Here is a 25,983-nt window from a genome sequence, read left to right on the forward strand (position 1 = left end):
GTTGCGATAGCCGGTCTTGGCCGCGTAATCCCAGGCTTCACTCTAGGAGTTTGCGATGAAGACGGCGTTTATCGGCCTGGGCGTCATGGGCTTTCCGATGGCGGGACATCTGAAGGCGGTGGGCCATGACGTCGCCGTCTACAACCGCAGCCCTGAAAAATCGCGCCGCTGGGCCGAGAAGCATGGCGGCTTCGCCTACGCCACGATCGCCGAGGCGGTCTCGGGCGCTGAAGTCGTGCTGCTCTGCGTCGGCAACGATGACGACGCCCGCGACGTCGTGGCGCAGGCCTTGCCAGCGATGGCGGAGGGCGGCGTGATCGTCGACCACACCACCACCTCCGCCAAGGTCGCGCGCGAGATGGCCGCCTTGGCCGCGGCGAGCAAGCGGGCCTTTATCGACGCGCCGGTCTCGGGCGGGCAGGCCGGCGCCGAGAACGGACAACTGACCATCATGGCTGGCGGAGACCAGGCCGCGTACGACCGCGTGCTGCCCGTGATCGAGGTCTACGCCAAGGCCGTCCGCCGGATGGGCGATGTCGGCGCGGGCCAGCTGACCAAGATGTGCAACCAGATCGCCATCGCCGGCGTCGTCCAGGGCGTCGCCGAGGCGCTGCACTTCGCTAAGCGCGCGGGTCTCCCCACCGACGACGTGCTGGCGGCCATCTCCAAGGGGTCGGCCCAGTCATGGCAGATGGAGAACCGCTGGCCTACCATGGCGCGCGGTGAGTTCGAGTTCGGCTTCGCCGTCGACTGGATGCGCAAGGACCTGGGCATCGCGCTGGACGAAGCGCGGTCGAACGGCGCCAAGCTGCCGGGAACTGCCTTGATCGACCAGTTCTACGCCGAGGTCCAGGCGATGGGCGGCCACCGCTGGGATACGTCTAGTCTCGTGGCGCGCCTCGAGAAGTAGGCGCTAGCCGAGCAGGACATCCGCCAGCTCGGCGGCGTCCCAGCCCTTGCGAGGCGCGACGAGGATCGGTGTCTGCCGCTCGAACGCGCGCAGCATCTCGACGGTCTGATCCAGGTTTGGCGCGTCGAGGCTTTCGCTGACCACGATCGCCGACACGGTAAGGCCGCGCGCCCGCAGGACCTCCAGCGCGGTCAGGAGGTGACTTGCAGTGCCGAGATAGCTGCCGGCGACCAGCAGGATCGGCAGGCCAAGGGCCGCCATCAGGTCGAGGTTCGTGGCGTCGTCGGTCATCGGTGACATGACCCCGCCGGCGCCCTCGACGAGCGCGAGGTTGGCGTCGCGATCGGCCAGCCAGGCGTGGCAATCGGCGACAAGGTCCTTCATCCGCAGGGCATCGCCTTCCAGTCGCGCGGCTAGGTTCGGCGCTAGCGGCGCGCGGTAGCGGCGGGGCGAGATCTCAGCCCATGCGTTAGGAAGTCCGAGCGCGACGGCGAGTCGCGCGGGGTCGCTGGTTTCCGGCGCTTCCGGATCGAAGCCGCTAACGACAGGCTTGAAGGCGTCGACGCTCAGGCCGCGCGCCCGAGCAGCCTCTAGCAGCGCGCAACCGACATGGGTTTTGCCAAGATCGGTGCCGGTTCCGGCGACGAAGAAGGCTCTCATGTGAAGACCTCGCGCAGTGCGGCGATAGCGTCGGCAAGGCGGATCACATCGGCGTCCTCGTGGGCGGCGTTGAAGGCCACGCGCAGGCGAGCCGTGCCTTCTGGCACCGTGGGCGGTCTGATGGCGACGACGAGGAAGCCCTGCGCCTCCAGCGCGGCCGAGGCGGACAGCGCGGCTTCGGCGCCCCCGAGCACCACGGGCACGATCGGGCTCTGGGCGTCCGGCAAGTCCAGCCGCCGTGTGAAAAGGCGCGCCTTGCCTATGGGCAGGGCGGTCAGGTCTGGTTGGCTTTCGATGATGTCCAGAGAGGTCAGGGCCGCCGCAGCGGAGGCAGGAGGCAGACCCGTCGCGTAGACTAGGGTTCGAGCACGGGTCTTCAGCAGATCGACGACGACCCGGGAGCCGCAGAGATAGCCGCCATACGACCCCAGCGCCTTCGACAGGGTGCCCATCTGTAAGGGAATTTCGGCATCTGGGAACAGGGCGGCCGAGCCACGACCTTCCGCCAGAACCCCCACGCCGTGCGCGTCGTCGCTCATCAGCCAGGCGTCGTTACGGGCGCAGAGGTCGGACAACTGGTCCAGTGGCGCGATGTCGCCGTCCATCGAGAACACGCCGTCCGTGGCGACCAAGGCGTGGCGAGCGAGGGGGCGTTCAGCCTCCAGCAGTCGGGCCAGGACGGCGACATCGTTGTGGGCGAACTTGACGATCTTGGCGCCTGACAGCTGCGCCCCAGCCCAGATACAGGCGTGGGCCAGGGCGTCTATGAAGATGACATCGCCCGGCCCGACCAGCGTGGGGATGACGCCCGTGTTGGCCAAATAGCCCGAGCCGAAGACGCACGCCGCCTCGGTTCCCTTCAGGCGAGCCAGACGTTTCTCCAGATCGCCCAGCAGTGGGTGGTCGCCGGTCACGAGGCGCGAGGCCGCCGCGCCCGCGCCGTAGTTCAGCGCGGCTTCCGCCGCCGCCGCGCGCACCTCGGGATGCTGTGACAAGCCCAGATAGTCGTTGCAGGAGAACGAGATCAGCCGTCGGCCGTCGCGCTCGACGACAGCGCCGTCGTGGCGGCGGGTGGGTTTGAGCCAGCGTCGAAGGCTCTTGGCTTCCAGGGCCGCCAGCTTGCCGCCGGCGAAGGCGTCGAGGCTTTGCATGTCGTTTCCCGTTTGCCGTGGCTGGTGCGCGGGAATAGGCAAGGCGCCCCGAGTCCGCAAACGGAAACCGTCATGACCCATCCCGACTGGCTGACCGCTGGAGCCTCGCACGTTTGGCGTCCCTACTGCCAGATGAAGACGGCCCGGCCGCCGCTGCCGGTCGTGGCGACGCGGGGCTCGAGGCTGGTACTGGCGGACGGTCGAGAGCTGGTCGATGGCCTAGCCTCGTGGTGGACGGCCTGCCACGGCTACAATCACCCGCATATCGCTGAGGCTCTGCGCACCCAGATCGACCGCATGCCTCATGTGATGTTCGGCGGCCTGGCGCATGAGCCAGCCTATCGTCTGGCCGAGCGTCTGGCGCGTTTGCTGCCGGGGGATCTGAACCACGTCTTCTTCGCCGAGAGCGGCTCGGTCTCGGTCGAGATCGCGATGAAGATGGCGCTGCAGTTCCAGATCAATCGCGGGGTCGCGGGGCGGACCAAGTTCTTGGCCTTCCGGGGCGGCTATCACGGCGACACCCTGGCGACGATGACGGTCTGCGACCCGGAGGAGGGCATGCACAGCCTGTTCGCCGGCGTCATGCCGGCCCAGGTCATCGCCGACCTGCCGCGCGACGCCGAGAGCGAGGCCGCGCTCGACACCCTGCTGGCCGAGCGGGGACACGAGATCGCGGCCATTCTGGTCGAGCCCTTGGTGCAGGGCGCGGGCGGTATGCTGCTGCACTCGCCAAACGTGCTGAGAACCCTGCGCCGGCTCGCCGACAAGCACGGCGTGCTGCTGATCTTCGATGAGATTTTCACCGGCTTTGGCCGTACCGGAACCCTCTTCGCCATGCAGGCAGCGGGTGTGGAGCCGGACATCGTGACCCTGTCCAAGGCCCTGACTGGCGGGACTCTGCCGCTGTCGGCCGCCGTGGCCTCGCGCAAGGTGTTCGAGGCGTTCTGGTCGGACGACGCGGGCGCGGCGCTGATGCATGGGCCGACCTATATGGCCAATCCGCTGGCCTGCGCGGCCGCCAACGCCTCGCTGGACCTCTTCGTGGATGGCGCTTGGGCGGCGAACGTCGAACGGGTCAGCGCGGCGCTGGTCGAAGGGCTTGAGTCGTGCTGGAGCGGCAAAGGCGTGGTCGACGTCCGGATCCTGGGCGCGATCGGCGTCGTAGAGTTCGAAGCGCCGGTGGCGGTGGGCGACCTTTGCGCGCGTTTCGCCGAGCTTGGCGCTTGGATCCGTCCAATGGGCAAGGTGGTCTATCTGACGCCGGCCTTCACGACGCTGGACGAGGACCTCGCCTTGCTGACATCGGCCGTCCGCAAGGTGGTCGGCGCGGCTTGAGCCGCGATTGACCCGGGACGACGCGTCTGGTCCAAGCGGGGCCATGTCCGCCAAGTCCTCTCCCCTGACCGGCCTGGAGTACCTCGCCATCCTGGCGATTATCCTGACCTGGGGGATCAACAACGCCGCCGCCAAGGTGGCGACGCTATACCTGCCGCCGATGCTGATGGGGGGCTTGCGCTTCCTGGTGGCCCTGGCGTTTCTGTTCCCGTTCATCCGCCCGCCGTTCCCCGAACCCAGGAAGCTGCTGGCGATCGTGCTGCTGACCGGACCGATCCACTTCGGCGTGATCTATGTCGCCTTCAGCATGGCCAAGGCGCTGAGTCCGCTGGTGGTCGCCAGCCAGCTGTGGATTCCGTTCACCGCCATCTTCGCCTGGAGGATGCTGGGCGAGACCATGCGGCTTCCGGCGGTGGTGGGCCTTGTGATCGCCTTCCTCGGCGTGGCCTGGATGAGTCTGGATCCCCACGGGGCGGGCGACCTGCCTGCAATCGTGCTGATCGTCATCGCCGGCGCGTGCTGGGCGGTCGCCACCGTGCTGGTGCGCAAGACGCCAGGCATCAAGCCGCTGAAGATGCAGGGCATGACGGCCTTGGTGGCCGCGCCTGTGCTGCTGACCATGTCGTTCGTCTTCGAGACAGGGCAGGTCGAATACATCAAGGCCGCTCCGCCGATCGCCTGGGCGGCGGTGCTGTTCGCTGCGGTGGTCTCCACGGTCGGGGCCAGCGCTCTGCTGTTCTGGCTGGTCCAGCGTCGCGAGGCGGGGCGGGTGACGCCCTATTTCCTGCTGACGCCGCTGGTCTCATGCTCGATTGGCATCCTATTCCTGGGCGACAAGCTGACGCCGCAGCTGCTGATCGGCGGCGGCGCGACGATGGTCGGTGTCGCCCTGGTCGCCTTGACCGAAAAGCGGATCAAGCCGGAAGAGACGCTCGCGGAGGCGGCCTAGCCTTTCGGCGGCGGGCAGCGGTCGACGATTTCGCGGCGGAGCAGAGCGGGCGTGGCCAGGACCTCCGTCTGGTCGCCGCCGTAGGTTCCTGTGGTCATCTCGCCCTCGACCGCGAAGGTCTCGTTCGGGCGGGCGCGGACCAGGAACAGCCCAGCGATGTCCTGCATGTCATCGAGGCTGACGAAAGCCGCGCCGACGGTGGCTTGACCCTTCAGTACCGTGACGCCAGCACCCGCGCCGGTAGCGTTGATCGTCCAGCCGGGCGGCACGTGGCAGACAGCCAGCACGTCGAGGCCGGAGACCTCAAGATCGAAGGCCTGCAGGTTCTGGTCGGAATTGCTGGGCCGCCAGGCAAGAGAGACGAGCTCCGTGGGTTGGAGGGGAGGGGGCGACGGCGGGGCGGGCGCGCCCTGAGGCGCGGCCGGCGTTTCGGTCTTGCGCTCGCCCTTCGAGCCGTCGCAGGCGGCGGTCGCGGCCAAAAGCAGGGCGAGGATCGGCAGTCGCCAGGTACGCATGGTGTCTCCCGCCGAGGCTGGTGTGAGTCTCGGCGGGAGCTAAGCGACTACTTGATCACGCCGCAAGCCGCGCGCGCGCCGGCGCCGCCGATCGGCTGGCTCTTGTGGTCGTCGGGGCTGGCGTGGACGACGATGGACGAGCCGTCGGCGTCCAGCAGGGCTGGGCGGCCACCCGCGCCTTTCAGGGACACTAGGGTCGAATACATCTCGGCCGTGGCCGAGCCGTCAGCGTTGGCGAAGATGTTGGGCAGGTCGCCGTTGTCGTTGGCGTCGGGGTTCAACAGGCCATGGACGACCTGGGCGGTGGTGTGCACATGCGCGCCTGCGGACTTGAAGTCTGGTGTTCCGCAGTCGCCCTTCTCGTGGAAGTGAACCGCGTGCCAACCGGGCGTGAGGCCCTTCAGTTCAAGCTTCAGCAGGGCGCCGCGCGGGGCCTCTGCGACCGTAACGACGCCCATGTCCTTGCCGTCCCCGCCCTTGACCTGGGCGATCGCGGAGGTCTGGGCCAGGGCTGGCGCGGCGCTAATCAGGGCGGCGAGGCCCAGGGTCGTTGCGAGGGTGAGGCTGCGCATGGCGGGTTTCCTTCTGAACAAGCGTAGGACTGGGGACGAAACGGCCGTAAAGGTGGCGTCTGTCTCATTGGAATGCTAACAGTTTCCGGCAGTTCCGTGTCCGATTCTGACGGCGAAAAATCCCCTTGAGCGACGAACACACCACGATCCCCGCCGACGGTTCCCGCGGGGATATCGCCCCGATCAACATCGAGGACGAACTCCGCCGCTCATACCTCGACTACGCCATGAGCGTGATCGTCAGTCGCGCCCTGCCGGACGCGCGCGACGGTCTCAAGCCTGTGCACCGCCGGGTTCTGTTCTCGATGCACGAGCAGGGCCAGACGCCCGAGCGGTCATACGTCAAATCGGCCCGTGTGGTCGGTGACGTCATGGGTAAGTATCACCCGCACGGCGACGCCTCGATCTACTTCACCCTGGTCCGTATGACCCAGTCGTTCTCGATGGGGCTGGTGCTGATCGACGGCCAGGGCAACTTCGGCTCGGTCGACGGCGATATGCCTGCGGCCATGCGCTACACTGAGTGCCGCATGGCGCCGCCCGCCATGGCGCTGCTGGCCGATCTCGATAAGGACACGGTCGACTTTGTCGACAACTATGACGGCAAGGAACAGGAACCGACCGTCCTGCCGTCGCGGATTCCGAACCTGTTGGTCAATGGCGCTGGCGGGATCGCCGTCGGCATGGCGACCAACATCCCGCCGCATAATCTGGGCGAGATCATCGACTCTTGTCTGCTGCTGATCGACGATCCGGAGGTCACCACCGACCAGCTGCTGGATCTGGTGCCCGGACCCGACTTCCCGACCGGCGGCGAGATCATCGGCCGTGCGGGCCCACGCCAGGCTCTGCTGACCGGCCGTGGCTCGGTCATCATGCGCGGCGTGGCCAGTGTCGAGGAGCTGCGCGCCGGCCGCGAAGCCATCATCGTCACCGAGATCCCGTACCAGGTGAACAAGGCCAACCTGGTCGAGCACATCGCCGAGCTGGTCCGTGACAAGAAGCTCGAGGGCATCGCCGATATCCGCGACGAGTCCAACCGCGACGGCATGCGGATCGTCATCGAGCTGAAGCGGGACGCCTCGGGCGAGGTGATCCTGAACCAGCTCTACCGCTTCACGGCGCTGCAAAGCTCGTTCGGCGTTAACATGCTGGCCCTGAACCGTGGCCGGCCCGAGCAGATGGGTCTGCACCAGCTGCTGCAGCTGTTCGTCGAGTTCCGCGAGGAAGTGGTCGTCCGCCGCACCAAGTTCGAACTTGGTAAGGCCCGCGACCGTGGCCACGTGTTGGTCGGCTTGACCATCGCCGTCGCCAATATCGACGAGTTCATCCACATCATCCGCTCGTCGAAGGACCCGACCGAGGCGCGCGAGCGTCTGGTGGCCAAGTCCTGGCCCGCTGGCGACATGCTGCCCCTGGTCGAGCTGATCGCCGACCCGCGCACGATCCAGGAAGAGGGCGGCCTTATCCGCCTTACCGATGAGCAGGCGCGCGCTATCCTGGCGCTGACGCTGTCACGCCTGACGGGCCTGGGCCGCGAGGAAATCGGCAACGAGGCCGAGGCCTTGGCCGACGCTATCCGGGGCTATCTGGAGCTGCTGTCCGACCGCGCCAACATCATGGCCGTGGTCCGGGAGGAGCTGGTCGAGGTCCGCGAGAAGTTCGCCATTCCGCGCCGCTGCCAGATCGTCGACGGCGACGCCGACATGGAAGACGAGGATCTGATCGTCCGCGAGGACATGGTCATCACCGTCACCATGGGCGGCTACGTCAAGCGCACGCCGCTGGCCAACTACCGCACCCAGCACCGGGGCGGTAAGGGCAAGTCGGGCATGGCGACCAAGACCGAAGACGCGGTCACCCGCGTGTTCTCGGCCTCGACCCACGCGCCGCTGCTGTTCTTCACGTCCGGCGGCAAGGTCTACAAGCTGAAGGTCTGGCGCCTGCCACAGGGCGTCGCCAATTCGCGCGGCAAGGCGTTCGTCAACCTGCTGCCGATCGAGCCGGGTGAGACCATCACCTCGATCCTGGCCCTGCCGGAGGACGAAGCCACCTGGGGCGGCCTGGACGTGATGTTCGCCACCCGCTCGGGCAGTGTTCGTCGGAACAAGCTCAGCGACTTCGTGGATGTCCGCCGCAACGGCAAGATCGCCATGAAGCTGGACGCCAATGAGCTCGGGGGGCGCGACGGCATCGTCGGCGTGGCGGTCTGCAACGCTGACCAGGACGTGCTGCTGACCACGGCCGCCGGTCGCTGCATCCGCTTCTCGGTCGACGAGGTGCGCGTGTTCGCCAGCCGCGACTCCACGGGCGTGCGCGGTGTGCGCCTGGCCGAGGGCGACGAGGTCATCTCGATGGCCGTGCTACGCAGCGTTGACGCCACCCCGGCTGAACGCGCCGCCTACCTCAAGCACCAGCGCGCCATGCTGCGCGCGGCCGGCGAAGAGGGCGACGACGCTCCCGTCGCCGCTGACGAGGGCGAAGAGGACGCCGACGAGACGACGCTGTCGCCCGAACGCATCGCCGAGCTTGGCGCGGCCGAGGAAATCCTGCTGACCGTGTCTTCGGAGGGCTTCGGCAAGCGCACTAGCGCCTATGATTTCCGCCGTACGGGTCGTGGCGGTCAGGGTCTAGCGGCTCAGGATCTGAGTAAGCGCGGCGGTCGTCTGGTGGGCTCGTTCCCGATCGACGAGAGCGATCAAATCCTGCTCGTGACCGATCAAGGCCAACTGATCCGCGTGCCTGTTTCGCAAATTCGTGTTGCAGCGCGGAATACTCAGGGCGTAACCATCTTCCGCACCGCGCAGGACGAGCACGTCGTCAGCGTCGAGCGTCTCGCCGATTCCGGCGGCGACGATAACCAGGGCGAGGACAGCGGGGCGGAAGAGACTCCGTAACCCTCGTCCGTAGCGTAGGGGGTTGCATGCGGGTTGGGCTTTATCCTGGGACTTTCGACCCGGTCACCAACGGTCACCTCGATATCATCGGGCGGGCCGTGAAGCTGGTCGACAAGCTTGTGATCGGCGTCGCCGTGAACATCGGCAAGGGGCCGCTTTTCTCGCTAGATGAGCGGGTCGCCATCCTTGAACGCGAAACGGCGCACCTGAAGAAGATCGCTCAGATCGAGGTGCGGCCTTTCGAGAGCCTTCTGATGCACTTCGCCCGGGATGTGAACGCCCAGATGATTGTGCGTGGCCTGCGGGCCGTCGCCGACTTCGAGTACGAGTTCCAGATGACGGCGATGAACCAGCAGCTGGATCGCGAGATCGAGACCGTCTTCCTGATGGCCGATCCGCGCCACCAGGCCATCGCCTCGCGGCTGGTCAAGGAGATCGCCGCCCTTGGCGGAGACATCTCCAAGTTTGTCCCGGCTGGCGTCGCCGAGCAGTTGCTAACCAAGGTGGGACGGGGCTAGCAGGCGAACGTCGTTAGGCGGACTTCCTCGCGGTGCGGAAGTGGCTAAGCTGGCCGGCATGAATCGCTGGTTTGCCATCGCGGCCCTTTCCGCCGCTCTCGTCGTTCAACCCATTGCCTCCAAGGCAAGCCCCCAGCAAGACGGAGCGAGCGCTTCAGTCGCCCGCCGCGATGGTCTGGAGGAGGCGCGCGCGATCATTGGCGACATCCAGAAGATCGTCACGCCCAATGGTGTTGATGAGACCCTGACGCTCAACCTCGGCGGCGCGCGTCAGGTGGTCAATATTCGCGGGAACGACCGTGCCAACCCCGTTCTGATCTATATCCATGGCGGGCCTGGATCGGTCGAGATGCCGATGGCTTGGAGCTTTCAGCGTCCCTGGGAAGAGTTCTTCACGGTCGTCCAGTGGGACCAAAGGGGCGCGGGACGTTCCTATCCGCTGAACGATCCGGCCGCGATCGCGCCGACGCTGAGCCTGGAGCGTTATCGTGACGACGCCATTGAGCTGATCGAACAGCTTCGCAGTCGCTTTGGGCAACGCAAGGTCTTCGTTCTTGGGCACAGCTTCGGATCGGCCGTCGGATTGGCTGTGACCCAGAAGCGACCCGATCTGCTCTATGCCTACATCGGCATGGGCCAGTTGATCGATTTCCGGGAGAACGAGCGGGTGGGTATCGAAAGCACCCTTAAGATCGCCCGCGAGCGGGGCGATAAGGACGCCGTGGAGGCGATCTCTGCTTTGAGCCCCTACCCTGATGGGGGCGCGTTCACGATCGAAAAGGCCGATGCCTGGCGCAAGTACGCCAACCGCTATGGCTCCCTTGCGGGACTGAGGCCTGACGCCAACTTCTACTTCAACTCCACCAGGCTCTCACCGCTCTATACGCCCGATGATCGCAAAGCCTGGGGCGAGGGGAGCGGTTTCACGGTAGCGACCCTATGGCCGCGCCTAGCCGACGTCTCCTTCTCCCGCTTTGGAAAGGCCGAGGCCCCCGTGATCTTCCTTTTGGGCCGCCGCGACAGCACGACGCCCTCGACGATCGCCGCTGCTTGGCTGGATCGTCTATCGGCTCCGACCAAGACGGTTTGCTGGTTCGAGAGTTCCGGGCACCTCCCAATGGTCGAGGAGCCTGGCCGAACCTTCATGGCGCTGCTGGGCGTGCGCCGACTGGCCGACGGGGCTCCAGCCAGGACGGCTTTTGCCGATGCTCGCTCGGGCTGCAAGGTTCTTGATCCTGTAAAACCTTAGCTAGAGCGCTTGAAGCGCGGCGCCTGTTCGAGCTTGGCCTTCGCCCCGAAGCGGCCGGATTCCTGCGGTTCAAGGTCCGTCGCACTTGTCGGGGAGGCCGTGTCGTTCTACGCCGGCCATGACCTATTCTGTTCGGGGTATTCGATGAAGTTCGCCATGACCGCCGCCGCCTTGGCGCTCGCCGCAGTGACGGCTTCTCCTCAGGCGGCCTCGGCCCAGACCGCTGCGGATTGGCGCACGCCGGATCCCAACAATGTCATCGTGGTGGAGACCAACAAGGGTCGGATCATCGCCGAGCTCTATCCGCAGGCCGCACCCAATCACATCGAACGGTTACGCGGACTGGTGAAGAGCGGCTTTTATGACGGTCTCACATTCTTCCGTGTGATCAACGACTTCATGGCCCAGACCGGTGATCCGCAGAACACCGGCATGGGCGGCTCGGACCTGCCGAACTTGACGGCTGAGTTCACCTTCCGCCGAGGCGCAGACCTGCCGCTGGGCGCGGGGTTCAAGGTGGGCAGCAACGAATCTGGCTGGATCGACGCCCTTCCGGTGACGAGTCAGAACTCCGCCCTGGCCGTGATGACCGCCGATCGTAAGGTGGCGACCTGGGGCAACTTCTGTCCTGGGGTTCTGGGGATGGCCCGCGCCGGCGACCCCAACAGCGCCAACAGCCAGTTCTTCTTCATGCGTCAAGCTAACGCTTCGCTGGACAAGACCTACACCGCCTTCGGACGTGTGCTGCAGGGCCTCGACGTCGTGCGCAATATCAAGACCGGCGAGCCGGCCCCCGACCCGCAGGACAAGATGCTCAGCGTCAAGCTGCTGGCGGACCTGCCGGCGGACAAGCGTCCGACGGTGCAGGTGATGGATACCCGATCCGCAGCCTTCAAGGCGCTGGTGGCCAAGCGCCAGGCCGAGCAAGGCGGCAGCTTCACCAATTGCGATCTCGACGTTCCCGTTCAGGTGAAATGACATGACGCTGTCTCGCGCGCTGCTACCGGGTCTGGTTCTCGCGATCACCTCGAGCGCCGCTTTCGCAGCGGGGCCGAGCCAGTTGTCTGAACAGGACTGGCGCACGCCGGCGCCCGAGACGATCCTGGTGATCGACACCAACAAGGGGCGCGTGCTGGTGGAGCTGGTCCCCGACGTCGCACCTAACCATGCCGCGCGACTTCAGGAACTGGCCCGCGCCGGGATCTATGACGGTCGCACCTTCTTCAGAGTCATTGATCGGTTCATGGCCCAGACAGGCGATCCGACCAATAAGGGCGATGGGGCAAGCGACAAGCCGAACCTCAAGGCCGAGTTCACCTTCCGGCGCGCCGCCGAAACGCCGTTCGTCGTCATGGCGGCGCCGGCGGGGCTGGAGGTCGGCTATCTGAAATCCCTGCCGGTGGTCAGCCAGGCCTGGAGCTGGAGCGAAATGACCAGCGACCACATGGTCGCCGCCTGGGGGACCTATTGCCCCGGCGTCGTCGGCATGGCGCGCGACGAGGACAACAACTCGGCCAACAGCCAGTTTTTCCTGATGCGCCAGCCGTATCCTTCGCTGGATAAGCGCTACACCGCCTTTGGACGCGTCGTCAGTGGGCTGAGCGTGGTGCGGGCCATAAAGACGGGGGAGCCCGTGCCCGCGCCACAGGATCAAATGCAAAAGGTCAGGCTGCTCTCGGACATTCCCGAGCCAGAACGGCCCAGGGTGCGGCTTATCGACCCAAAGGGACCTTGGTTCGCTGCGGAAACAAAACGCCTGAGGGCCTTGAAAGGCGCGGACTTTTCTATCTGCGACGTCGATCTGCCAGCGGACATCCGCTGAGTTCCTGCAGTTTTCCGGCGAAGACTTGGTTCACAGGACGCCCTGAACCGCGCTAGAAGCGCGGTCGCATCACTCGCCACATAAGGGAAGACCATGTCGGCCGACCTCGAAAACACCCTGATCCTGACGCTGGAGACCGGTCCGGTCACTATCAAGCTGCGCCCTGATCTGGCGCCTGGCCACGTCGAGCGGATCAAGGAACTGGTGCGCGAGGGCTTCTACGACGGCGTTGTCTTCCACCGCGTGATCCCGGGCTTCATGGCCCAGGGCGGCGATCCGTCGGGCACGGGGCGCGGCGGTTCGGACAAGCCGGACCTGAAGGCTGAGTTCAACAAGGAGTCGCACGTCCGCGGCGTCTGCTCGATGGCCCGCACGCCCGATCCGAACTCGGCCAACAGCCAGTTCTTCATCGTGTTCGACGACGCCACCTTCCTCGATGGCCAGTACACCGTCTGGGGGCAGGTGATCGAAGGCATGGAAAATGTTGACGCCCTGCCCAAGGGCGAGCCGCCGAAGGAGCCGGGCAAGATCGTCAGCGCCAAGATCGCTGCCGACGCCTGATCCCTCGCATAAGCGCGTTCAAGCGGCTCCGGACCTTGGGTCCGGAGCCGTTTTTCATTTGGCCTCTCGTCGCAGGGTCACGATGATGGGCCGGTGGTCTGAGCCGATGGCCGGACCGCGTTCGACCTTCACCGCGCGCCACGCCGAGCCTGCGTATACGTGGTCGATCGGCAGGAAAGGCGCTGGAGCGGCCGCGACGCGTGAGAACTGGCCGGAAGGCCATGAGGGCAGGGCGCGGGTCAATCGCTGCAGCCCCAGAGCCTTGTCCTGACGCTTCAGGGTGAATGACCAAGGCGTGGAATTGAAATCGCCGGTGATAATCAGGTCGCGGCGGTCGAACTTCGAGGCTGCCTTGACCAGCATCGCCGACTGCTTCTGTTGGCGTCCAGCCGGAACAGGCCAGACGTAGTGCGCGCCCATGACCGCGAAAGGTCCCGCCGGATCTTCCAGCACGGCCCAGGCCCCTGGCAGACCCTTCGGAACCGCGCCAGACTCGATGATCTTTCTACGCGAGAATATCGTCGGTTCGCAGGCCCTGGCCTTGCAAGACGTAAAAGGATAGGCGGCTCGCAAACGCTTGGCGATCGGCCAGGCCGTCCCGCCTCCCTCCACCAGCACTATGACGTCGGCGTTCTGCGCCAATAGCCATTCGAGGCTTTCCTCGGGCGCGTAGTTCTCATGCCATACATTGAACTGGATGACCTTGAGGTCGCCCGGCGCCGTGGCCTCGGGCTTGAACCGCCAGGCCATGCGCAGCTCTGGCAGCATCATGACGCCGCAAGCGCTGATCGCGACGACGCCTAGCGCGACAATTACCCATCGCTCGGCGTCTCGCGCGAAGAGCGCGCCGAGCGCTACCGCGCCAACGCCCATGCCCAGCCAAAACGGGGCGGCGTGCGTGAGGGCGTCGAGTCGGGGGCTGAGCGCCCCGCCCAGGCTCGCCAGCGCGAGTATCGAGCCCGCTAGACCCAGCATCAGAGCTGTGCCGCGGACCAGGAGACTCAAGAGTTGGACGATGAGGCGCATGAACCGCTGTTAGCATGAGGAAAAGGCCGTTGGCGCGCCCGAGTTCGAGCCGTTTGGCGGCTTCGTCTCGCGCCCGCGCCGATCGCCCGACTCTTGACCTTCGCGGCCCATCGTGCGCTTGAAGCGCGCCCATGCGCCTATCCGATTTCGACTTCGACCTTCCCGAGGATCGCATCGCTCTGCGGCCCGCCGAGCCGCGCGACGCCGCGCGCCTGCTGGTCGTGCTGCCGGGCCAGCCGCTGGCCGACCACGTCGTCCGCGAACTGCCTGATTTCCTGCGTCCCGGTGACGCCATGGTGTTCAACGACACCCGCGTCATCCCGGCTCGTCTCTCGGGCCTGCGTGAGGGCCGCACAACGGGTGGCGCCGACGGCACACCCGTCGCGGTCGAAGCCACGTTGCATCGTCGCATAGCGCCGGATCGTTGGAGCGCCTTTATGCGTCCCGGCAAGCGCCTCAAGGTCGGTGACCGTGTCGCGTTCGGCGCGGGCGATGATCGCGCGTGCGAGGTCGATCGCCTGGACGCCACCATCGCCGAGAAGCACGAGGGCGGCGAGGTGGTGCTGGCCTTCGATCTTTCTGGACCGGACCTTGATATCGGCATCGCTCGCCACGGCGACATGCCGCTGCCGCCCTATATCGCCGCCAAGCGAGGTGAGGACGAGCGTGACCGCGCTGACTACCAGACCGTCTACGCCCGCGAAGATGGCTCGGTCGCCGCGCCGACCGCCGGCCTCCACTTTACGCCGGAGCTGCTTGAGGCCCTGAAGGCTAAGGGCGTCTCGACCCACTTTGTCACCCTGCATGTCGGGGCGGGGACGTTCCTCCCGGTCAAGACCGACGACGTTTCCGAACACAAGATGCACGCCGAGTATGGCCAGGTGACCCAGGAGGTCGCGGACGCCCTGAACGCCGCCCGTGCCGCCGGCGGCCGGATCATCTGTGTCGGCACCACCTCGCTGCGTTTGCTCGAAAGCGCGACCGGCGAGGACAGCATCGTGCGGCCTTTCGCCGATGAGACGGCGATTTTCATCACGCCTGGCTATCGCTTCCGCGCGGCCGACGTGCTGATGACCAACTTCCACCTGCCCAAGTCGACCCTGTTCATGCTGGTCAGCGCTTTTGCCGGACGCGAGAAGATGCGCGCAGCCTATGAGCACGCCATATCGACGGGCTACCGCTTCTATTCCTATGGCGACGGCAGTCTGCTGTTCCGCGCCGAGCCTGAGAGCCGCTGATGGTCGCGTTTCCCTTCGAGATCAAAGCCACCGACGGCAAGGCGCGCACGGGTGTGCTCAAGACCCCGCGCGGCGAAATCCGTACGCCGGCCTTCATGCCGGTGGGCACGGCGGCGACGGTCAAGGCCATGACCGTCGACCAGGTCAAGGACACCGGCGCGGACATCATCTTGGGCAACACCTACCACCTGATGTTGCGGCCCTCGGCCGAGCGGGTGGCGCGTCTGGGCGGGCTGCACAAGTTCATGCGTTGGGACAAGCCGATCCTGACCGATAGCGGCGGCTTCCAGGTCATGAGCCTGTCGGGCATCAGCAAGCTGACCGAGGAGGCGGTGACCTTCTCCAGCCACGTCGACGGCTCCAAGCACGTGTTGACGCCTGAGCGCTCGATCGAGATTCAGGCTGACCTTCTGGGCAGCGACATCGTCATGCAGCTCGACGAGTGCGTCGCCTGGCCGGCCGAGGAGGCCAGGGCCTGCAAGGGGATGGAGCTGTCCGCCCGGTGGGCCAAGCGCTGCAAGGACGCCTTCGGGACGCGCGATACGCAGGCGCTATTTGGCATCCAGCAAGGATCGACCTTCGAGAACCTGCGCCGAGAGTCCTCGGAGAAGCTGCGAGAGATCGGCTTCGACGGCTACGCCATCGGCGGGTTGGCTGTCGGCGAGGGCCACCAGGCGATGTGCGAGGTTCTGGACTACGCGCCCGACCTTCTGCCGCACGATCGCCCGCGCTATCTGATGGGTGTTGGCAAGCCGATCGACCTGGTCGAGGCGGTGGCGCGAGGCGTCGACATGTTCGATTGCGTGCTGCCGACCCGGTCGGGTCGCCATGGTCAGGCCTGGACCTGGGACGGGCCGATCAATCTGAAGAACGCCAGGTATGCCGAGGACGATACGCCGCTGGACCCGACCAGCGATTGCCCGGCAAGCCACGACTACTCCAAGGCCTATTTGCGCCACCTGTTCAAGGCCGAGGAGATCCTGGGCCAGGTGCTGCTGTCCTGGCACAACATCGCCTTCTTTCAGGCTCTCACGGCCGCCATGCGCGAGGCGATCGCCGAGGGGCGATTCGAACAGTTTCGCCGCGACTTCGCCGCGCGGCACTTGGCGGCGTAGCTGCGCTCTCAAGGGCGGGGTTGGCGGGCCACTGCGACAGGGCTGGCGCGCCTGCGCCGCTGCGTCACGACCAAGGCGGCGATGATTCCGTCCCCGTTGGCTTTCGTCGTCTGCTTGATACGCTAGTCAGGCGGCCCGGACGATCGTGGAAGAGCGCTCGCCACGCCGTCTCGCCGGTGTGCGATCGGGCGTGATCATGATCGGAAAGGCCTATGAAAGCAGAGCTATACGCCTGACAGGCCTCAACCTGCTCACAGCTTTGCCACATCGGCCGGAGAAAACGGAGAAACCGAGCTTGCGGGTAGGGCGACCCCCGACTATGGTCCGCGCCGCTTCCACCGGTCCCCGCCGGATCGTGAGCGGGCCGGTAGCTCAGTGGTAGAGCATTCGACTTTTAATCGAATGGTCCTGGGTTCGAGTCCCAGCCGGCCTACCAAACTTCAAGTCCACGACCGGATAAGCGTCTGCGGCGCCGCCGTCCGGCGGTGCGCGCCTCTCCGTGTCTGGCGAAGAGCTCCAATCCCGCCCCCGCCAGTTTTTCTCCACCCACCACCTGCCTTTTCTCGTTTGCCCCATGAACGTGGTAGAGATTTAAGCGGCTCAGTTTCACGACGCCGCCGGGACCGGCTACGGGCCCTGCGCGTTCAGCCGTAACCCAGAGCCATGTGGCGAGCCCGGACCCAGGACGACGATCAGACGATGACCGCCGAAACCGCCGAGCGCCGGCCGCAGGCCAAGCGACCGCTGTTCCGCCGCCGTTCAGCCATTCCGGGTTTTGGCCTGACGATGGGCGTGACGCTGACGGTGCTGTCCCTGATCGTCCTGATTCCGCTCAGCGCGGTTGTGCTCAAGGCGGCGCAGCAGTCGCCGGCTGAGTTTTGGAGTGTCGCGACGTCCGAGCGCGCTCTGGCGGCTTATCGGTTGACGTTTGGTGCGGCCTTTATCGCCGCCCTTGTGAATGGCGTCTTCGGCGTCCTTACCGCCTGGGCGTTGGTCCGCTACGACTTTCCCGGCAAGACAGTGGTCAACGCCCTGGTCGATTTGCCGTTCGCCCTGCCCACAGCGGTGGCCGGCATCGCCCTGGCCACGCTTTACGCGCCGACAGGCTGGATCGGGCAGTTCTTGGCGCCGCTGGGCATTCAAGCCGCCTACAACCCGGTGGGCGTGACCATAGCTCTCATCTTCATCGGCCTGCCGTTCGTTGTCCGTACGATCGAGCCGGTGCTTCGAGACGCCGCCGAGGATGTTGAGGAAGCCGCCGCCAGCCTGGGCGCAAGCCGGTTCGACACCATCGTCCGCGTTGTCCTTCCGGCCTTGGCGCCGGCGTGGTTGACGGGTTTTGCCCTGGCGTTCGCGCGCGGGGTGGGCGAATACGGCTCGGTGATCTTCATCGCGGGCAACATGCCCTACAAGTCCGAGATCGCGCCGCTTCTGATCATCATCCAACTTGAGCAGTTCGAATACGCGCGGGCCGCCACGATCGCGGTCGTCATGCTGGCCGTGTCGTTCACGATGCTGCTGATCATAAACGCCATTCAAGCCTGGTCTCGGAGGTTCGCCTGATGAGCCGCGTCATCGCCGCGCGCCACCGCCGCGCCACCGACGATCCGAGGTGGGCGAAGGTCCTGGTGATCGGGAGTGTCATGGCTTTCCTGGCGCTCGTTCTGATCTTGCCGCTGGTCGCGGTGTTCGCCGAGGCCTTTCGCAAGGGAATAGGCGCTGCGTTGGAGGCCGTCGGCAATCCCGATGCCTTGGCGGCCGTGAAACTCACCCTGATCACTGCGGCGATCGCCGTGCCGTTCAACGCGGTGTTTGGCCTTTGCGCTTCATGGGCGATCGCCAAGCATGACTTCTGGGGCAAGTCCTTCCTGATCACTCTGATCGACTTGCCGTTCTCGGTCTCTCCGGTTGTGGCGGGCCTGATCTATGTGCTGGTTTTCGGTCTACAGGGGTGGATGGGCGAGTGGCTGCTCGACAATGACCTTAAGATCATCTTCGCCGTGCCCGGTATTGTGCTGGCGACCATCTTCGTGACCTTCCCGTTCGTCGCTCGCGAGCTGATCCCGCTGATGCAGGAGCAGGGGACCAGCGAGGAGGAGGCGGCCGTTTCTATGGGCGCCAGCGGGCTCTATACCTTCTGGCGCGTGACGGCTCCGAACGTTCGATGGGGCCTGCTGTATGGCGTCCTGCTGTGCAATGCCCGCGCCATGGGCGAGTTTGGCGCGGTGTCGGTGGTCAGCGGCCACATCCGGGGACTGACCAACACCATGCCCCTGCATGTCGAGATCCTCTACAACGAGTACGAATTCGTGGGCGCCTTCGCGGTGGCGGCTCTGCTTTGCCTTCTGGCGGTGGTGACCCTTGTCCTGAAGACGGCCCTCGAAGTCGCCCAGCCCGACGTTCGCGCTGGGCGTGGCGGACATTGAACGGACTGAACGGCCCATGACCATCTCCATCCGCTCCGTCGAGAAGAAGTTTGGCCGGTATCCGGCGTTGAACAAGGTCGATCTGGAGATCGCCGACGGCGAGCTGCTCGCGCTGCTGGGGCCGTCGGGCTCGGGCAAGACGACGCTTTTGCGCACGATCGCGGGCCTGGAGTTCCCCGACGAGGGCCAGGTGCTGTTTCACGGTGAAGATGTGACCTACGCCTCGGCCGCCGACCGGCGCGTTGGTTTCGTGTTCCAGCAATATGCGCTGTTCAAGCACATGACCGTGGCCAAAAATATCGCGTTCGGTCTTGATGTCCGAAAGGGGAAGGACAAGCCGCCCAAGGCCGAGATCGCTAAGCGGGTCGAAGACCTCTTGAAGCTGGTCGAGCTGGAAGGTCTGGGGCAGCGCTATCCCTCGCAATTGTCCGGCGGTCAGCGTCAGCGCGTGGCCCTGTCTAGGGCGCTCGCTGTTCAGCCTAGTGTTCTGCTGTTGGACGAACCCTTTGGGGCCCTGGACGCGACGGTTCGCAAGTCGCTTCGGCGTGAGCTGCGACGCGTCCATGACGCCACCGGCGTGACCACCATCTTCGTCACCCACGACCAGGAAGAGGCTCTCGAGCTGGCCGACCGGGTGGCGGTCCTGAATCAGGGACGGATCGAGCAGATCGGCACGCCCGACCAGGTGCATGACCAGCCGGCCTCAGCCTTCGTCTGCGGCTTTGTTGGCGAGGCCAACAGCTTCCAGGGCGAGGTCAAAGGCGGTCGATTCAGCGCCGGCGTTCTTACGTTGCCGGCGTCTGGCGTTCCAGATGGCGCGGCGACGGCCTATGTCCGGCCCCACGATTTTGGACTCGACGATGCTGGCTTCGAGGTGCGTGTGGAACGTGTGCACGTCCAAGGCGCCCTGACCAGCGTGAACGCCACGACGGTTGATGGTCGGCGGATCGAAATCAGCGCTTCACGGGCTGAAGCGCCCCGTTTCGAAGGCGCGGTCCGTGTCGCGGCTCGTAAGGCTCACGTTTACGCCGCCTGAGAAGCGCTTGCTACGTACCCGGTTTGGTGAATGCGGCGCGAGTAGCAGACGAATTATCAAGGCTTACGGTACAATCTCTCGCCGACTCGGCAGGAGTTTTGAAGGTCGTATGTCTATGGTCGAGCCCTCGGGCGCGGAGCGTCGCGCGCATCCTCGGATGCCGGCGACGCGCAAAATCTACATTGTCGACGATCCCCGCTCGTGGAAGTGCTCGCTGCTGGACATCGCCGAGCGCGGCGCGCGGCTGTCGACCGCCGGCATTACGCCGCCGCCTGACCGTTTCATCTTCGTCGACGCAGGCGGACGCCGCGTGCACCTGGCCGAGGTGGTCTGGCGCTCGTCGGTCGAGGCGGGTGTGCAGTTTCTGGAAACCAGCCGGATCGGACCGCGCGCCGGCGGCGCCGCTGGCGCTCTGGACATCGCCCGCCGGTTCGCCGCGACCCTGCCGGGTTGAGGCCCGCAGGCCGTTGAGCGGCCGACCGCCTACTGCTGCTGCTGTTGTTGTTGGTGCGTATCCTCGCGGACGGCGGTCGGTCGGCGCCGGCCGCCAGCGAAGTTCGGCCGCGCCATGCGCAGGAATTCCGGTTCGGCCATGGCCGCGCGCGCTCGCCGAACACTGACCCCGACCGCGAGCTGGCTCTCCGCGTCGCCCTTGTAGACCCCGCGAGAGGGGGTCACGTCGGCGTAGTCACGCCCGACAGCGACGGCCACATGACGTTCGCCGGCCATCATGTTGTTGGTGGGGTCGAACCCGACCCAGCGCAGGCTGGGAAGGAACACCTCGACCCAAGCATGGGTGGCGTCGGGATCGGAGCGGTCGCCGGCTTCGCGATCGGTGAACAGATAGCCTGAGACATAGCGCGCCGGCACGCCCCAGTTCCGGCAGACCGCCAGCATGATGTGGGCGAAGTCCTGGCAGACGCCTCGGCCAGCGCTGAGCGCCAGGTCGATTGGGCTGTCGGCGTCGGTAACGCCCGGCTGATATTCGAATGCGCTGTAGATAGTTTCCGACAGCGTGCGCACCGCCGTCAGGGGATCTTTGCGCCTAAGGGCTTCCAGATCATGTTCGTTCACGAAGGTCTGGAGTGCTTCGGTTGTCTGAACAAAGCCGTGCGGACGCAGGAAGTCAAAACATTCGCCGCGCACGAACTCGCTGCGCATACGGTCCCACTCGCCCATGTCGAGACGATCTGGGCGCTCTGCGGGTGGTTCGGTCTCCACAGCCGAGCGCGCGACGATGGTCAGCTTGTCGTGCGGCTGTGGCACATCGAAGTGGTAGACCGCGTTGCCGAAGCTGTCGGCGTAAGAGAACACCTGGGCGGCGGGCTCCAGGTCCAGCTCGAAGCTGACCAGCCTTTGACGCGCGGTCTTCTGGGGCTGCATCCACAGCTCCATCAGACTTTCCCGCACGGGGCGCTCGTAGTGGTACTGAGTGACGTGGCGGATTTCGAGCAGCAAGGTGGTGACCCCTAGGCCGGCAGGCGCATTTCGAGCGGATAGGCCACGAACGTCTCGTAGATCGCTTCGTGGATGCGGGCGCACTCGTTGACGACGGTGGTCAGCAGCGGTCCGGCGCCGACGGCCTTGAGCTCATCAACATCGGCGTACTGCAGGCGCGCCTTCAGTCGTCCGGCCAGACGTTCGGGGCCAGCCCGCTCGCCGGCCGACACGCTGCGGGTGAGGGCGGTTAGATGCTGCTCGATCTGCGCGGTGGCGAAGCGGATCGAACGCGGGAAGTCTTCGTCGAAGACGAGAAACTCTAGGATGTGCCGAGGCTCGATCTCCGCAGTGTAGACCCGCAGATAGGGCTCAAGCGCGCACGCCATACGCAGCACGCTGACAAGGGCCACGTGATCGTCAAGGCGACCATGGCGCGGGGAGTCGGCGAAGCATACTTCAAGCAGGCGCGAGACCAGTTGGGCGCGCTCCATGTAGATGCCCAGCATCATGAACCGCCAGCTCTCGCCGTGGCTCATGGTGGTGTCGGCCGCGCCCTTGAACAGGTGCAGGTCGGCGATCACGTCGTGCAGGAAGGTGGACGAACTGTCCGAGAACTCCTTGGCCGCCCTTGTGTCGGTGACCTTCAGATAAAGCAGGTTGAGCCGTTCCCAGGTCTCCGTCGTGATTTGGTCGCGTACCTGGCGTGCGTTTTCCCGAGCGCGAGCCAGCGAGGACACGACCGAGTTGGGATCCTGCCGGTTTAGAACCAGCGTCCGGGCGGCCTCGAACGAGGCGACGCCGGCGCCGTCGCCCGGCTCGCCGACCGCGGCCATGGCGATCCAGACAGCGTGGGCGCCGGCGTCGGTTTGATCCAGCGTGGCGTTCAGCATCACGCTTGACAGGCGCGAGAGGTGCTCGGCGCGTTCGATGTACCGGCCCAGCCAGTAGAGGCTGTCAGCCACTCGAGCCAGCATCATGGGCGGGCGCTCCCGCTGTTGGGGCCTTGGTCATCAGCCAGCACCCAGGTGTCCTTGGAGCCGCCGCCCTGGCTGGAATTGACGACCAGCGAGCCGCGCTTCAGCGCCACGCGAGTGAGGGCACCGGGCGTGACGATCGTCTTCTCGCCGGACAGGATGAAGGGGCGCAGGTCGACGTGGCGGGGTTCGATCCGCCCGTCGACCAGACAGGGCGCGGTCGACAGCTGGATGGTCGGCTGGGCGATATAGTTCTCCGGATCGGCCTTGATCGCCTCGGCGAAGGCCTCGCGCTCGGTCTGGCTGGCGTGCGGCCCGACCAGCATGCCGTAGCCGCCCGATGCGCCGACCGCCTTCACTACCAGCTTGTCGAGATTGGCCAGCACGTGCTGCAGCTGGCGCGGCTCGCGGCAGAGGAAGGTCTCGATGTTAGGCAGGATGGCGTCCTCGCCCAAATAGTAGCGGATGATGTCGGGGACATAGGCGTAGACGGCCTTGTCATCCGCGACGCCGGTGCCTGGCGCGTTGCAGATCACCACGTTGCCGGCGCGATAGGCGTTGAACAGGCCCGCCGCGCCCAACGAGGAGTCGCGCCGGAAGGTCAGAGGGTCGATGAAGTCGTCGTCCACGCGCCGGTAGATGACGTCCACGCGGCGCAGGCCGGTCGTGGTGCGCATGTAGACCATGTTCTCGTGAACCACGAGGTCGCGCCCCTCGACCAGCGGTACGCCCATCAGACGAGCGAGATAGGCGTGCTCGTAGTAGGCGCTGTTGTAGACGCCGGGTGTCAGCACGACGACCTGTGGGTTAGAGCGCCAATCAGCGGTCATGCTCTTCAGCGTGGCCAGCAGCAGGTCGGGATAACGCTCGACCGGCCGCACACCAGCGGCGCGATAGGTGCCGGGGAAGGTCCGCTTGGCCGCGTCTCGGTTAGCCAGCATGTACGAGACGCCCGATGGGACGCGCAGATTGTCCTCAAGAACCGCGAACTGCCCGTCCTGGCAGCGGATCAGGTCGCTGCCGCAGACATTGGCGTAGGCCTTATGCGGCACATAGAGGTGCTGCATCTCGCGGCGGTATGAGGGCGCGCCGAGCACGAGTTCGCGCGGCACCACGCCGTCCATCAGAATCTGCTGGTCGCCATAGATGTCGTCGAGGAACAGGTTCAGAGCGCGTAGGCGTTGGGTCAGTCCCGCCTCGATCCGGGCCCACTCCGCAGCCGGGATGATCCGAGGGAAGAGGTCTGTCGGGATGATCCGCTCGGTCGTGTTCTCCGCCCCATAGACGGTGAAGGTGATGCCCTGCAGGAGGAAGGACCGTTCTAGCGTACGCTGCCTGCCAGCCAGCTCCTCGGCGCCCAGGGTCGACATCCGGGCGTGCAGTGGGTCGTAGTGCGGCCTCACCCCGCCATCGGCGGTGAACATCTCGTCATAGGCGACGCCGGGAAGATACGCGGCCTCAGTCATTGGCAGGGGCGGCGCTTCCGCGAAGGTTTGTGTCATCCCCGCCATGCTCTTTTCCAGGCCCATTTTTCGCCTTGAGACCATCTTTTGATTTGGACGCGACACCGAGGCGTCCGCTGATCGACTCTAGAGCGTGGCGGCGACGAAGGTCGAGGGATTCCACCTGCGCCGCGCCTTTGCGCACGACTGCCTAGCATTTGGGCGCCTCGTGGCTGCTTTGGGAAGCGCCGTTCACCGACAATCCGGTGCATTTCCGGTCGTGACACGGGCGCTACCCGAGACTACAGCAGGGGCGGGGGCGCATCGCGCGGGGAACAAGAACTGGTGCTTGGGCGAACTTCCCTGGCTTTGACCGCAGTAGCCTGGCTCATGGCCTCGGCGGCCTGGGCCGACGAACCGATGGCCCAGATCCAGGGCGTGGATGACAAGGCCCTCCGCGAAGCGATCCAGCGCGCGTTGACCCAATCCAAAAAACCTGCCCAGAGCCGCGCCGAAGCCCGGCGTCGGGCGCGCCAGGCGGGCGAGGACGTCATCGCCGTCCTGCGCGCTGAAGGCTACTATGCCTATACCGTCGAGCCAGATGTTCTGGATGGCGAGCCGCCGCGCGCGGTGGTCAAGGTCACCCCGGGACCGGTTTTCTTGGTCGCCGATCCCAAGATCGACTGGGCGGGAAATCCGCCCGACGAGGGCACGCGGCAGCGGGCGGCCACGGCCATGCGCCTGACCATCGGTGAGCCAGGACGGGCCGCCGACGTCGTCGGCGCGGAAGGACGCGTTGTCGCTCAGGTCGCCAAGTTGGGCTACGCCGATGCCGAGGCCCAGCCGCGCGAGGTCGTCGTCGATCACGCTGATCATACGGTTCGTCCATCGTTCAAGATCGTCGCGGGCGAGCTTGTTCATCTGGATGGCGTGGAGGTCGTCACCCAAGGGCGCACCAATCCCGCCTGGGTTGGTAGGCTCGCGCCGTGGGTGTCGGGCGATGTCTATGACCCTGAGGATGTCGCCGAGCTGGAGCGCCGGCTGCGCGACACGAGCGTTTACGACTCCATCTCGGTGGCGCTGGCCGGACCGGACAAGGCCACCGCTGAAGGTTTCCGGCCTGTGGTCGTTACGCTTGCCGATCGACGCGCGCGGACGCTGGAGTTCAGCGCTGGCTATTCCACAAGCGAAGGCGCGGGCGTCGACGCCAAATGGATCCGCTACAACCGGCTTAAGCGTGCTGACACGACAACCTATTCGCTCGGCTTCGCTAAGCTGGAGCAGAGCGTGGGCGCTGAGGTCTCGCTGCCGCATTGGCGTCGTCCGCAGCAGACCTTGAAGCTGAGCAGCTCGCTCTTCCGGAACGACACTGACGCCTACAACGAAACGGGCGCCACGATCGGCGTCGATCTCACTAAGCGCCGGCAGACGACCGCCTATCGGACCTATGGCGTGTCCCTCGACCTTTCCCAGACCAAGGAACAGGTCAACCAAAACGGCTCGGTGGCTGGCCGCAAGCTGAATCTAGCCACCGTGGCGGGGCTCGTCGCCTATGCATGGGACTTCTCCGACAACATCCTCGATCCCAAGCGCGGGTGGCGGCTGGAGACGCGCGGGAACCGACCTACGTCCTGGGTGACACCTCCCTGCCGTACCTGAAGCTGACGACGCAGGGCTCGGCCTATGTCCCGTTCGGCAAGGGGGCGAGCACGGTGTTGGCGGGGCGTCTGAAGCTCGGGGCCATCCTTGGCGGGGGGATTCCCGAGGTGCCGGCGGCTCGGCGCTTCTATGCGGGCGGTGGCGGTTCGGTTCGGGGATACGCTTATCAGGCCATCGGACCGCGCTTATCCGACAACACCCCGCAGGGTGGCGTCTCCTTGGTCGAGACCTCGTTCGAGCTTCGTCAAAAGATCACGCAGCGCTGGAGTGGTGTGGCCTTCATCGACGCCGGCGCGATCGGCACCCATGAAACGCCTCAGCGCGAGGACTTCCGGGCTGGCGCGGGCTTTGGCGTTAGATATGACCTGGGGTTTGGACCGATACGAGCTGACTTCGCCGTGCCGCTGGGGCGGCGATCTGGCGACCCCGCGTTCCAGATCTATCTCAGCATCGGGCAAAGCTTTTGAGCGGCGAGCAGAACAAGCCTG

Annotated in this window: 23 protein-coding genes, 1 tRNA gene and 1 pseudogene; 17 read left to right on the top strand and 8 right to left on the bottom strand. The window is 65.8% G+C overall.

The features are described from left to right. Positions 1–55 precede the first annotated feature (55 nt). On the top strand, positions 56–910 hold the full coding sequence (locus tag CSW59_RS07820) for an NAD(P)-dependent oxidoreductase (protein ID WP_099443503.1): 855 nt from the start codon (positions 56–58) through the stop codon (positions 908–910). A gap of 3 nt (positions 911–913) precedes the next feature. On the opposite strand, the gene bioD is transcribed toward CSW59_RS07820, so the two are convergent. Together bioD and bioF are read right to left on the bottom strand one after the other, a co-directional pair. Beyond that, on the bottom strand, positions 914–1,570 hold the full coding sequence (gene bioD, locus CSW59_RS07825) for a dethiobiotin synthase (RefSeq protein WP_099443504.1): 657 nt from the start codon (positions 1,568–1,570) through the stop codon (positions 914–916). Then, the gene (gene bioF, locus CSW59_RS07830) at positions 1,567–2,721 is read right to left on the bottom strand and encodes an 8-amino-7-oxononanoate synthase (RefSeq protein WP_099443505.1); all 1,155 of its coding nucleotides are present in this window, start codon (positions 2,719–2,721) and stop codon (positions 1,567–1,569) included. The genes bioD and bioF overlap by 4 nt, the downstream gene beginning before the upstream one ends. 72 nt (positions 2,722–2,793) lie before the next feature. On the opposite strand from bioF, the gene CSW59_RS07835 reads away from it, so the two are divergent. Together CSW59_RS07835 and CSW59_RS07840 are read left to right on the top strand one after the other, a co-directional pair. Further along, entirely contained in the window at positions 2,794–4,056 is a 1,263-nt protein-coding gene (locus tag CSW59_RS07835; protein ID WP_099443506.1) for an adenosylmethionine--8-amino-7-oxononanoate transaminase, read from the top strand. Positions 4,057–4,099: 43 nt separating this feature from the next. Beyond that, the gene (locus CSW59_RS07840; protein ID WP_099443507.1) at positions 4,100–5,005 is read left to right on the top strand and encodes a DMT family transporter; all 906 of its coding nucleotides are present in this window, start codon (positions 4,100–4,102) and stop codon (positions 5,003–5,005) included. On the opposite strand, the gene CSW59_RS07845 is transcribed toward CSW59_RS07840, so the two are convergent. Continuing rightward, on the bottom strand, positions 5,002–5,520 hold the full coding sequence (locus CSW59_RS07845; protein WP_099443508.1) for a hypothetical protein: 519 nt from the start codon (positions 5,518–5,520) through the stop codon (positions 5,002–5,004). The two genes, CSW59_RS07840 and CSW59_RS07845, sit on opposite strands and share 4 nt — an antisense overlap. A gap of 47 nt (positions 5,521–5,567) precedes the next feature. Then, positions 5,568–6,092, bottom strand: coding sequence for a superoxide dismutase family protein (locus CSW59_RS07850; protein WP_099443509.1), 525 nt, complete (start codon positions 6,090–6,092; stop codon positions 5,568–5,570). A 125-nt stretch (positions 6,093–6,217) separates the two neighbouring features. Between CSW59_RS07850 and gyrA the strand changes: the two genes are divergently transcribed. From gyrA to CSW59_RS07880, 6 genes are all read left to right on the top strand, one after another. Further along, positions 6,218–8,989, top strand: coding sequence for a DNA gyrase subunit A (gyrA, locus tag CSW59_RS07855; RefSeq protein ID WP_099443510.1), 2,772 nt, complete (start codon positions 6,218–6,220; stop codon positions 8,987–8,989). 26 nt (positions 8,990–9,015) lie between these two features. Further along, the gene (gene coaD / locus CSW59_RS07860) at positions 9,016–9,507 is read left to right on the top strand and encodes a pantetheine-phosphate adenylyltransferase (protein ID WP_099443511.1); all 492 of its coding nucleotides are present in this window, start codon (positions 9,016–9,018) and stop codon (positions 9,505–9,507) included. Between the two features lie 40 nt (positions 9,508–9,547). Further along, positions 9,548–10,756, top strand: a complete 1,209-nt coding sequence (locus CSW59_RS07865) for an alpha/beta fold hydrolase (protein ID WP_201722740.1) — start codon at positions 9,548–9,550, stop codon at positions 10,754–10,756. A gap of 144 nt (positions 10,757–10,900) precedes the next feature. Then, on the top strand, positions 10,901–11,734 hold the full coding sequence (locus tag CSW59_RS07870) for a peptidylprolyl isomerase (RefSeq protein ID WP_099443541.1): 834 nt from the start codon (positions 10,901–10,903) through the stop codon (positions 11,732–11,734). Position 11,735: 1 nt separating this feature from the next. Then, complete coding sequence (locus tag CSW59_RS07875; protein ID WP_099443513.1) at positions 11,736–12,578, top strand: peptidylprolyl isomerase; 843 nt, start codon at positions 11,736–11,738, stop codon at positions 12,576–12,578. Between the two features lie 93 nt (positions 12,579–12,671). Continuing rightward, positions 12,672–13,139, top strand: coding sequence for a peptidylprolyl isomerase (locus CSW59_RS07880; RefSeq protein ID WP_099443514.1), 468 nt, complete (start codon positions 12,672–12,674; stop codon positions 13,137–13,139). Positions 13,140–13,193: 54 nt separating this feature from the next. Here CSW59_RS07880 and CSW59_RS07885 read toward each other — a convergent pair whose 3' ends face one another. Then, positions 13,194–14,165 carry an endonuclease/exonuclease/phosphatase family protein gene (locus tag CSW59_RS07885; RefSeq protein ID WP_099443515.1) on the bottom strand — a complete coding sequence of 324 codons (972 nt, stop codon included), beginning with the start codon at positions 14,163–14,165 and terminating at the stop codon, positions 13,194–13,196. A gap of 131 nt (positions 14,166–14,296) precedes the next feature. Here CSW59_RS07885 and queA point away from each other — a divergent pair, with 131 nt between their 5' ends. From queA to CSW59_RS07920, 7 genes are all read left to right on the top strand, one after another. Continuing rightward, positions 14,297–15,403, top strand: coding sequence for a tRNA preQ1(34) S-adenosylmethionine ribosyltransferase-isomerase QueA (queA, locus tag CSW59_RS07890; RefSeq protein WP_099443516.1), 1,107 nt, complete (start codon positions 14,297–14,299; stop codon positions 15,401–15,403). Further along, positions 15,403–16,518 (top strand): tRNA guanosine(34) transglycosylase Tgt, encoded by a 1,116-nt coding sequence (tgt, locus tag CSW59_RS07895; RefSeq protein ID WP_099443517.1) that lies wholly within the window; start codon positions 15,403–15,405, stop codon positions 16,516–16,518. The genes queA and tgt overlap by 1 nt, the downstream gene beginning before the upstream one ends. 361 nt (positions 16,519–16,879) lie before the next feature. Further along, a tRNA-Lys gene (locus CSW59_RS07900) sits at positions 16,880–16,954 on the top strand. A gap of 263 nt (positions 16,955–17,217) precedes the next feature. Continuing rightward, the gene (gene cysT, locus CSW59_RS07905) at positions 17,218–18,081 is read left to right on the top strand and encodes a sulfate ABC transporter permease subunit CysT (protein WP_099443542.1); all 864 of its coding nucleotides are present in this window, start codon (positions 17,218–17,220) and stop codon (positions 18,079–18,081) included. Then, a complete protein-coding gene (cysW, locus tag CSW59_RS07910; RefSeq protein WP_099443518.1) occupies positions 18,081–18,944 on the top strand; it encodes a sulfate ABC transporter permease subunit CysW in 864 nt (287 codons plus the stop codon). Before cysT ends, cysW begins: the two co-directional genes overlap by 1 nt. A 16-nt stretch (positions 18,945–18,960) precedes the next feature. Continuing rightward, positions 18,961–19,980, top strand: coding sequence for a sulfate/molybdate ABC transporter ATP-binding protein (locus tag CSW59_RS07915; protein WP_099443519.1), 1,020 nt, complete (start codon positions 18,961–18,963; stop codon positions 19,978–19,980). Between the two features lie 109 nt (positions 19,981–20,089). Beyond that, positions 20,090–20,434: a PilZ domain-containing protein gene (locus CSW59_RS07920; RefSeq protein WP_099443520.1), complete on the top strand. Its 345-nt coding sequence runs from the start codon at positions 20,090–20,092 to the stop codon at positions 20,432–20,434. A 29-nt stretch (positions 20,435–20,463) separates the two neighbouring features. On the opposite strand, the gene CSW59_RS07925 is transcribed toward CSW59_RS07920, so the two are convergent. The 3 genes from CSW59_RS07925 to CSW59_RS07935 are packed head-to-tail and all read right to left on the bottom strand — an operon-like array spanning position 20,464 to position 23,905. Beyond that, positions 20,464–21,438: a transglutaminase family protein gene (locus CSW59_RS07925; RefSeq protein WP_099443521.1), complete on the bottom strand. Its 975-nt coding sequence runs from the start codon at positions 21,436–21,438 to the stop codon at positions 20,464–20,466. Between the two features lie 11 nt (positions 21,439–21,449). Then, the gene (locus tag CSW59_RS07930) at positions 21,450–22,397 is read right to left on the bottom strand and encodes an alpha-E domain-containing protein (protein WP_099443522.1); all 948 of its coding nucleotides are present in this window, start codon (positions 22,395–22,397) and stop codon (positions 21,450–21,452) included. Beyond that, positions 22,394–23,905, bottom strand: a complete 1,512-nt coding sequence (locus tag CSW59_RS07935) for a circularly permuted type 2 ATP-grasp protein (RefSeq protein ID WP_099443543.1) — start codon at positions 23,903–23,905, stop codon at positions 22,394–22,396. Before CSW59_RS07935 ends, CSW59_RS07930 begins: the two co-directional genes overlap by 4 nt. 273 nt (positions 23,906–24,178) lie before the next feature. Between CSW59_RS07935 and CSW59_RS07940 the strand changes: the two are divergent. Beyond that, a pseudogene (locus CSW59_RS07940) lies at positions 24,179–25,962 on the top strand (autotransporter assembly complex family protein). Positions 25,963–25,983 lie beyond the last annotated feature (21 nt).

Source organism: Caulobacter sp. BP25, from assembly GCF_002737755.1.
Classification (GTDB): domain Bacteria; phylum Pseudomonadota; class Alphaproteobacteria; order Caulobacterales; family Caulobacteraceae; genus Caulobacter.

What these genes read in the sequence shown, in the direction of transcription:
- CSW59_RS07820 (WP_099443503.1), top strand. Translation starts at nt 56, where the DNA reads ATGAAGACGGCGTTTATCGGCCTGGGCGTCATGGGCTTTCCGATGGCG.
- cysT (WP_099443542.1), top strand. Translation starts at nt 17,218, where the DNA reads ATGACCGCCGAAACCGCCGAGCGCCGGCCGCAGGCCAAGCGACCGCTG.
- CSW59_RS07870 (WP_099443541.1), top strand. Translation starts at nt 10,901, where the DNA reads ATGAAGTTCGCCATGACCGCCGCCGCCTTGGCGCTCGCCGCAGTGACG.
- CSW59_RS07875 (WP_099443513.1), top strand. Translation starts at nt 11,736, where the DNA reads ATGACGCTGTCTCGCGCGCTGCTACCGGGTCTGGTTCTCGCGATCACC.
- CSW59_RS07845 (WP_099443508.1), bottom strand. Translation starts at nt 5,520, where the DNA reads ATGCGTACCTGGCGACTGCCGATCCTCGCCCTGCTTTTGGCCGCGACC.
- CSW59_RS07885 (WP_099443515.1), bottom strand. Translation starts at nt 14,165, where the DNA reads ATGCGCCTCATCGTCCAACTCTTGAGTCTCCTGGTCCGCGGCACAGCT.
- bioF (WP_099443505.1), bottom strand. Translation starts at nt 2,721, where the DNA reads ATGCAAAGCCTCGACGCCTTCGCCGGCGGCAAGCTGGCGGCCCTGGAA.
- CSW59_RS07920 (WP_099443520.1), top strand. Translation starts at nt 20,090, where the DNA reads ATGTCTATGGTCGAGCCCTCGGGCGCGGAGCGTCGCGCGCATCCTCGG.
- CSW59_RS07930 (WP_099443522.1), bottom strand. Translation starts at nt 22,397, where the DNA reads ATGATGCTGGCTCGAGTGGCTGACAGCCTCTACTGGCTGGGCCGGTAC.
- CSW59_RS07915 (WP_099443519.1), top strand. Translation starts at nt 18,961, where the DNA reads ATGACCATCTCCATCCGCTCCGTCGAGAAGAAGTTTGGCCGGTATCCG.
- CSW59_RS07850 (WP_099443509.1), bottom strand. Translation starts at nt 6,092, where the DNA reads ATGCGCAGCCTCACCCTCGCAACGACCCTGGGCCTCGCCGCCCTGATT.
- CSW59_RS07935 (WP_099443543.1), bottom strand. Translation starts at nt 23,905, where the DNA reads ATGGCGGGGATGACACAAACCTTCGCGGAAGCGCCGCCCCTGCCAATG.
- coaD (WP_099443511.1), top strand. Translation starts at nt 9,016, where the DNA reads ATGCGGGTTGGGCTTTATCCTGGGACTTTCGACCCGGTCACCAACGGT.
- cysW (WP_099443518.1), top strand. Translation starts at nt 18,081, where the DNA reads ATGAGCCGCGTCATCGCCGCGCGCCACCGCCGCGCCACCGACGATCCG.
- bioD (WP_099443504.1), bottom strand. Translation starts at nt 1,570, where the DNA reads ATGAGAGCCTTCTTCGTCGCCGGAACCGGCACCGATCTTGGCAAAACC.
- CSW59_RS07840 (WP_099443507.1), top strand. Translation starts at nt 4,100, where the DNA reads ATGTCCGCCAAGTCCTCTCCCCTGACCGGCCTGGAGTACCTCGCCATC.
- CSW59_RS07880 (WP_099443514.1), top strand. Translation starts at nt 12,672, where the DNA reads ATGTCGGCCGACCTCGAAAACACCCTGATCCTGACGCTGGAGACCGGT.
- CSW59_RS07835 (WP_099443506.1), top strand. Translation starts at nt 2,794, where the DNA reads ATGACCCATCCCGACTGGCTGACCGCTGGAGCCTCGCACGTTTGGCGT.
- queA (WP_099443516.1), top strand. Translation starts at nt 14,297, where the DNA reads ATGCGCCTATCCGATTTCGACTTCGACCTTCCCGAGGATCGCATCGCT.
- tgt (WP_099443517.1), top strand. Translation starts at nt 15,403, where the DNA reads ATGGTCGCGTTTCCCTTCGAGATCAAAGCCACCGACGGCAAGGCGCGC.